The sequence below is a fragment of the Enterococcus diestrammenae genome, assembly GCF_049384045.1.
GTDB classification, from domain to species: Bacteria; Bacillota; Bacilli; order Lactobacillales; family Enterococcaceae; genus Enterococcus_C; species Enterococcus_C diestrammenae.
The window spans coordinates 145869-153246 of record NZ_JBMRGR010000006.1; the positions used below are offsets into that span (position 1 = coordinate 145869).

A 7378-nucleotide genomic window follows, 5' to 3' on the forward strand; every position below is an offset into this window, starting at 1 on the left:
CCGCTGCCAACTTGCAACCCAAAATCTTTCTCTTGTAAAGTTTGACATCCTATGCTAAAATATGTCAGTCCGACTTCTAGCCTTGGCTAGAAGCAACTTTTTGAGAAACTTAGGTGGGAACAGTGTTTCCGCCATTTTATCGTGTGAAAATCACAAGTACAAGGAGGTACTGTGCGTGGCAAAAGAAGATGTGATCGAAATTGAAGGTACAGTCGTCGAAACTTTGCCGAATGCAATGTTTAAAGTGGAGTTGGAAAACGGACACCAAGTATTGGCTACTGTTTCCGGTAAAATCCGGATGCACTACATCCGCATTCTGCCTGGTGACAAAGTAACTGTGGAGTTGTCTCCATACGATCTTTCCCGTGGCCGGATTACTTACCGCTTTAAATAATTGTACTCCGTAAAACTACAGGAGGTATTATCATGAAAGTAAGACCATCAGTAAAACCAATGTGCGAACATTGTAAAGTAATCCGCCGTAAAGGTCGGGTTATGGTGATTTGCCCAGCAAATCCAAAACATAAACAACGTCAAGGATAATCGGAGGTGTAACAAAGTATGGCTCGTATTGCAGGAGTAGATATTCCTCGTGATAAACGCGTAGTGGTTTCCCTTACTTATATTTACGGGATTGGTAACACTACTGCGAAAAAAGTTTTGGCTAACGTTGGCGTTTCTGAAGACATTCGTGTTCGCGATTTGACGAACGAACAAACAGATGCTATCCGTGCTGAAATCGATAAGTTGAAAGTTGAAGGGGATCTTCGTCGTGAAGTCAACCTTAACATCAAACGTTTGATGGAAATCGGTTCATACCGTGGTATCCGTCACCGTCGTGGCTTGCCAACTCGTGGACAAAACACGAAGAACAATGCCCGTACTCGTAAAGGCCCTTCTAAAACAGTGGCTGGTAAGAAAAAATAATTCCTAAGTGAAGGAGGTTAAATCTTCATGGCAGCAAAAAAAGTGAATCGCAAACGCCGTGTGAAAAAGAATATTGAATCAGGTATCGCGCATATCCATTCAACATTCAACAATACAATTGTAATGATCACTGATGTTCACGGAAATGCATTAGCATGGTCATCAGCTGGTTCATTAGGCTTTAAAGGGAGCAAGAAATCAACTCCTTTTGCAGCACAAATGGCAGCAGAAACTGCAACAAAAGCAGCCCAAGAGCACGGTTTACGAACCGTAGAAGTAACTGTTAAAGGTCCTGGCTCAGGTCGTGAAGCAGCAATCCGTTCTCTGCAAGCAGCAGGTTTGGAAGTTACTGCAATCCGTGACGTAACACCAGTTCCTCATAATGGATGCCGCCCTCCAAAACGCCGTCGTGTTTAATGAGTGCTGCTCATTTTGAGTGCAACATAGTAACGTCATTAAGCAAGACACTTTTCGTTTTGAAAGGGGTAAAAGATAAGAATGATTGAATTCGAAAAACCAAGAATCGCTAAGATTGATGAAGAGAAAGATTATGGCAAGTTCGTTGTAGAACCTCTGGAAAGAGGCTACGGGACTACTTTAGGCAATTCCCTGCGTCGTATTTTACTTTCTTCTTTGCCGGGTGCAGCCATTACTAGCATCCAGATCGATGGTGTTTTACACGAATTCTCTACTGTCAAAGGTGTACGGGAAGATGTGGCACAGATCATCATCAACATCAAAGGCCTCGCCCTTAAGATGTACACGCAAGAAGAAAAAACCCTTGAAATCGACATTACCGGACCAGCAACGGTCACAGCCGGTGATATCATCGTTGACAGTGATGTAGAAATCTTAAATAAAGATATGTACATCTGTACCGTTTCCGAAGGTGCGACATTCCATGCGCGTTTGACTGTGAAGCCAGGCCGCGGTTATGTTCAAGCTGACGAAAACAAAAAAGAAGATATGCCGATTGGCGTTCTTCCGGTTGATTCAATCTATACCCCCGTTCATCGTGTCAACTACCAAGTTGAAAACACACGGGTTGGACGTCGGGATGATTTCGATAAATTAACGATGGAAATCTGGACAGACGGATCCATTTTGCCATTAGAAGCAATGAGTCTGGCTGCGAAGATCATGACTGAACATTTGGATATTTTTGTGAATCTGACAGATGAAGCGAAAAACGCTGAAATCATGATTGAAAAAGAAGAAACGCAAAAAGAAAAAATGCTCGAAATGACCATCGAAGAATTAGACTTGTCCGTTCGTTCCTACAACTGTCTGAAACGTGCTGGCATCAACACGGTTCAAGAATTGACTAACAAATCTGAACCGGAAATGATCAAAGTTCGTAACTTAGGACGTAAATCTCTAGAAGAAGTCAAAGCTAAATTGCATGACTTAGGCTTAGGTTTACGTAAAGACGACTAGGAAAGTATTTTGGAATAGGAGGAAACCCACGTGAGTTACCGCAAATTAGGACGCACATCTAGCCAACGTAAAGCGATGTTGCGTGATTTGACTACTGATTTAATCATCAACGAACGCATCGTGACGACAGAAGCTCGTGCGAAAGAAGTACGTTCAACTTGTGAAAAAATGATCACTCTTGGGAAACGTGGAGATCTGCATGCACGTCGTCAAGCTGCTGCTTTCGTTCGTAACGAAGTCGCTAGCGTACGTGAAGAAAACGAAGAAATCGTTGTAGAATCTGCTTTGCAAAAGCTTTTCAACGACATCGCTCCTCGTTATGCAGAACGCCAAGGTGGATACACTCGTATCTTGAAAACTGAACCACGTCGCGGCGATGCTGCACCAATGGTTATTTTGGAACTGGTTTAAAATCACACTTAACATCACTTTATTGATGACTTTTTAGAGTGTTATGATGTTGGAAGGCAGTCTTTCCGAGTCTAGCTCAGCGCTACATCCCGATTTCGGTCGGGATGTATGCACTCATCATAAAGTGCTTTTTTTTTACTCTCAAAGGGCTGTCTTGACAGGTCTTTTGAAAATGGCAAAATCTGGCTTCGTAGGCTGGGCATGATGGCAGCTGAACTGGTCAATGCCAAATAAAGGAGGGTTTGTCATTGACCTTGCTGCTTCAAACTTAGGGTAAGTGTCGCAGGCGCCCCACTTTTGAGTAATTTGCTAGTCCGCCCTAGCGATTTCTGCGTAGGAGTGACTGTATGCGGGTAGCCATCAGGGATCCCTGGAGCTACTATCATGCCAGGCTACTGCGTCAGATTTTGCCATTTTCGGTGGTAGTCAGAGTGGTTTGTGAGAGTAGGAAGTAGCGATTTATATTGTGACTAACATTTGATTGAAAATAGAAAATGGGCGCACGAGCCCAGACGGTATGATTTCCACACTATTTAAGTGGAGTAGTGCAGGAGAGAAGTACCAGGAGATTACCAAAGTGTGAAGCAAAGGGAAGCGTCTGAAGTCAAAGGTCGGGTTTTTCCCCTTGTTTAACACGGTGCCATTTACAGCTGAACCTCTCTAAAATTTGTCACAAAACAATGGCATTTCTTTATGAATATTTGAAATGACCGGCTTTTTTTGGTAGATTGAAGAAGTGTGTGGAAATTGAAGTGTGGGCTTTAAAAGCTGAAATTTATGTAGGAGCTTACGCGAAGGAGATTAGCGATGGATCCGATTATTGAATTGAAAAATATTACCTTTAAATATGATCCCGAAGATGCGCGACCAGCCTTAAATGATGTTTCCCTGAGTATCCAGAAGGGAGAATGGGTAGCTATCATCGGCCATAATGGTTCTGGAAAATCCACCTTGGCAAAAACGATCAATGGCTTGTTATTGCCCCAAGCTGGTACGGTCAAGGTAGGCAATCTGGAGCTGAATGAAGAAAACATCTGGGAAATCCGCAAAATGGTGGGCATGGTTTTTCAAAATCCTGACAATCAGTTTGTGGGGTCAACGGTGGAAGACGATGTCGCTTTTGGGATGGAGAATCAAGGAATCCCTCGAGAAGACATGCTTACGCGGGTCCAAAATGCATTGGAACAAGTCAAAATGACTGACTTCAAAACGCGGGAACCGGCCCGTTTATCTGGTGGACAAAAACAACGAGTGGCGATTGCCGGCGTCGTTGCCTTGAGTCCAGAAATTATTATTTTGGATGAAGCTACCAGCATGTTGGATCCTGAAGGGCGGGAAGAAGTCATCGCCACTATCCAAAAAATCAAGGAACAAAACGATTTGACGGTACTTTCCATCACCCATGATATCGATGAAGCTGCCAATGCCAGCCGGGTTTTAGTGATGCGAGAAGGCCAGCTGATTGATGAAGGGACCCCAGAGAAGATCTTTTCTGCCGGGCCTAAATTGATCGAGTTGGGATTGGATTTGCCTTTTCCTGAAAAACTGAAGGCGGCCTTGAAAGCCCGCGGGGTAGACGTGCCCGCAACGTATTTAACTGAAGAAGGGATGGTGGACTGGTTATGGACATCCGTTTTGAAAAAGTAGATTTTACCTACCAGCCGGGCACCCCTTTTGAGACCCGAGCACTATTTGATATTGATTTAGAGGTTAAAGCTGGCTCTTATACGGCATTAGTGGGTCATACCGGTAGCGGCAAGTCTACCTTGCTACAACACCTAAATGCCCTCTTAAAGCCGACAAGTGGCGTGGTTACTATCGGTGATCGTAGGATTACGCCGGAAACGGATAATAAAAACTTGAAACCGATTCGTAAAAAAGTCGGGATCGTTTTCCAATTTCCGGAAGCCCAGCTATTTGAAGAAACGGTGGCAAAGGATATCGCCTTTGGACCAAAGAATTTCGGCGTATCAGAAGAAGAGGCGCGCAAATTAGCAGCTGAATACCTTGCCTTGGTAGGCTTAGATGAAACCTATATGGAACGTTCCCCATTTGACTTATCTGGTGGTCAAATGCGCCGTGTCGCTATCGCTGGTGTTCTGGCGATGGAGCCAGAAGTTCTGGTCCTAGATGAGCCGACAGCTGGCCTAGATCCTCAAGGTCGGAAAGAAATGATGGAGATGTTCCAACGCCTACATGACGAAAAAGGATTAACCATCGTCTTAGTGACTCACTTGATGGATGATGTGGCGGATTTTGCCGACTATGTCTACGTCTTAGAAAAAGGCCATATTGCTAAGTGTGGCACCCCTCAAGAAGTTTTTGCCGATGTGGGCTGGGTGGAAGAAAAGCAGATTGGTGTACCGACAGCCACCGCGTTTGCCGAAAAGCTAGTGGCTAAAGGGTTTCAGTTTGACCATTTGCCTTTGACTGCGGAAGATTTGGCAGACCAATTGTTGGCGTTGGGAGGGTTGTCCCATGATGAATAAATTGATTTTTGGACGCTATATCCCCGGCGATTCTTTGATTCATAAACTAGATCCTCGGGCAAAATTAATTGCTAGTTTTTATTTTATTGGGATTATCTTTTTGGCGAATAATTGGCAGTCTTACCTGCTGGCAGGAATCTTCACTCTAGGCTGTGTTTTAGTCTCAAAAATTAGTTTGAGCTTTTTCATTCGTGGTGTGAAGCCATTGATCTGGCTGATTATCTTCACGGTGGCGTTACAGATGTTTTTCACTACCGGTGGACAAGTCTACTGGAGTTGGTGGATCTTTACTCTGACTGAATTTGGGGTGACCAATGGGATCTTCATTTTCTGCCGCTTTATTTTGATTATTTTCATGTCGACTTTGCTGACCTTAACGACGGCTCCGCTGGAATTGTCCGATGCGATTGAATATATCTTGCGACCGTTAAAAGTCGTGCATTTCCCGGTGCATGAAATTTCCTTGATGCTGTCCATCGCCTTACGCTTCGTGCCGACTTTGATGGATGAAACGGAAAAAATCATGAATGCCCAACGTGCCCGGGGGGTGGACTTTGGCGAAGGAAACCTGATTCAAAAGATGAAAGCTATTATTCCTTTGTTGATTCCGTTGTTTGTCTCCAGTTTCAATCGTGCCGAAGATTTGGCGACGGCGATGGAAGCGCGGGGCTACAATGGTGGCGAAGGGCGTACCAAATATCGGAAGTTGGATTGGCATTTACGGGATACCGTGACGATTGTCATTTTTGCTCTCTTTACCGTGGGCTTGATTTTGTTACGTAAATAAGATTTTCAGGCGCAGACGGCAGGCTTTGGGCCACCGACTGCGCCTTTTTCATGACTTAGGTGGGATAAGTATTTTTGGCTTCACGAACGGACACCTTGTAGCATTGAGTGGGAATCAACACAGGAGCAAGAACATCCTGGCTGGTGCTCACTTGATTCTCGAGAGTTGGCGTTCGTTTGGTCTGTCTAAAGAAAGTAGGGCAATAGATGGTACGTTATAAAGCGATTATTATGTATGATGGTTCAAACTTTAACGGTTTTCAACGGCAACCAAATGGACGGACTGTGCAAGAGGAACTGGAGAAACTATTGACCAAGATGGCTGACGGGAACCCGGTGATGGTTCATGGCTCGGGCCGAACCGATGCAAGGGTGCATGCGTTAGGGCAAGTGATTCATTTTGATTTTCCTTATGAGCGACCGCTGGAACGGATGCGCTTTGCCTTGGACACCCAATCACCGGAAGATATCGCCGTACGAGAGGTGGAGCTGGTGGATGAAAATTTCCATGCACGGTATTTAGTGACGGAAAAAACCTATCAGTTTAAGGTGGATATCGGGAAACCTCGCAGTCCGTTTCGCCGGCATTACGCAAGTTATTATCCTTATCCTTTAGATTTGGATTTGATACGACGGGCTTTGCCGGATTTGCTGGGGACCCATGATTTTACCTCTTTTTGTGCGAGTGGCAGTTCAGTGGAGGAGAAGGTGCGGACCATCCACGAGGCTTCTTTGGCGGTAAATGAGGCGGGAGATCAGTTGACCTTCACTTTTCGCGGGGACGGCTTTTTGTATAAGATGATTCGCATTTTAGTAGGAACGTTGTTGAAAATCGGCAATGGACGTATGGCGGCAGATAGTATCCCCTTGATTCTGGCAGCTAAAAACCGTAATTTAGCAGGGCCTACCGCGCATCCAGAAGGGTTGTATTTAGTCGAGGTGCGCTATGACGGAGTGAAGGGGATCGATCATTTGGCAGCAAATGAATAAATCATCAAACTGGCAGAAAAAGCTGTCAGTTTTTTTTAGACTGAGGTATTATAAAATTTTCACAAGTAAAAATTCTATAATACCAAGTCCAACGACATTTGGCTTCACGAACTAGCTCAGCTACCGCATACAGTTGGACTAAGCAAGAGTCGCTAAGTCCAACTAGCATCTTCTAAAATTAAGTCAAAACCGACTCATGATAAAGAACATCATGTGTCGGTTTGGCCTTAATTCTCGAGAGCTGAACGAGTTCGTTCAGCCTTTTTTGTTTGCCCAGCATGGGCAAACTCTTAAGGGTTAAAGTCCCTAACGTGTCCCAGTAACGGAAAACGTATAGC

Annotated in this window: 10 protein-coding genes; all 10 read left to right on the forward strand. The window is 44.6% G+C overall.

Features of this window, described 5'->3' with window-relative positions:
- The first annotated feature begins 175 nt into the window (after nt 1-175).
- The 10 genes from infA to truA all read left to right on the forward strand — a co-directional run bounded on the left by infA (nt 176) and on the right by truA (nt 7040).
- Nucleotides 176-394 (forward strand): translation initiation factor IF-1, encoded by a 219-nt coding sequence (infA, locus tag ACO03U_RS06230; RefSeq protein WP_010754744.1) that lies wholly within the window; start codon nt 176-178, stop codon nt 392-394.
- 32 nt (nt 395-426) lie between these two features.
- A complete protein-coding gene (gene rpmJ, locus ACO03U_RS06235; RefSeq protein ID WP_002288710.1) occupies nt 427-543 on the forward strand; it encodes a 50S ribosomal protein L36 in 117 nt (38 codons plus the stop codon).
- Nucleotides 544-561: 18 nt separating this feature from the next.
- Entirely contained in the window at nt 562-927 is a 366-nt protein-coding gene (rpsM, locus tag ACO03U_RS06240) for a 30S ribosomal protein S13 (protein ID WP_161870275.1), read from the forward strand.
- A gap of 27 nt (nt 928-954) precedes the next feature.
- Complete coding sequence (gene rpsK, locus ACO03U_RS06245; protein ID WP_161870276.1) at nt 955-1344, forward strand: 30S ribosomal protein S11; 390 nt, start codon at nt 955-957, stop codon at nt 1342-1344.
- Between the two features lie 81 nt (nt 1345-1425).
- The gene (locus tag ACO03U_RS06250; protein WP_161870277.1) at nt 1426-2364 is read left to right on the forward strand and encodes a DNA-directed RNA polymerase subunit alpha; all 939 of its coding nucleotides are present in this window, start codon (nt 1426-1428) and stop codon (nt 2362-2364) included.
- A gap of 30 nt (nt 2365-2394) precedes the next feature.
- Nucleotides 2395-2775, forward strand: coding sequence for a 50S ribosomal protein L17 (gene rplQ / locus ACO03U_RS06255; RefSeq protein WP_161870278.1), 381 nt, complete (start codon nt 2395-2397; stop codon nt 2773-2775).
- An 807-nt stretch (nt 2776-3582) separates the two neighbouring features.
- Nucleotides 3583-4422 carry an energy-coupling factor ABC transporter ATP-binding protein gene (locus ACO03U_RS06260; protein ID WP_204686079.1) on the forward strand — a complete coding sequence of 280 codons (840 nt, stop codon included), beginning with the start codon at nt 3583-3585 and terminating at the stop codon, nt 4420-4422.
- Nucleotides 4398-5264 carry an energy-coupling factor ABC transporter ATP-binding protein gene (locus ACO03U_RS06265; RefSeq protein WP_161870280.1) on the forward strand — a complete coding sequence of 289 codons (867 nt, stop codon included), beginning with the start codon at nt 4398-4400 and terminating at the stop codon, nt 5262-5264. The genes ACO03U_RS06260 and ACO03U_RS06265 overlap by 25 nt, the downstream gene beginning before the upstream one ends.
- Nucleotides 5254-6051 (forward strand): energy-coupling factor transporter transmembrane component T family protein, encoded by a 798-nt coding sequence (locus ACO03U_RS06270; RefSeq protein ID WP_161870281.1) that lies wholly within the window; start codon nt 5254-5256, stop codon nt 6049-6051. The genes ACO03U_RS06265 and ACO03U_RS06270 overlap by 11 nt, the downstream gene beginning before the upstream one ends.
- Before the next feature lie 206 nt (nt 6052-6257).
- The gene (gene truA, locus ACO03U_RS06275) at nt 6258-7040 is read left to right on the forward strand and encodes a tRNA pseudouridine(38-40) synthase TruA (RefSeq protein ID WP_161870282.1); all 783 of its coding nucleotides are present in this window, start codon (nt 6258-6260) and stop codon (nt 7038-7040) included.
- The last annotated feature ends 338 nt before the right edge of the window (nt 7041-7378 follow it).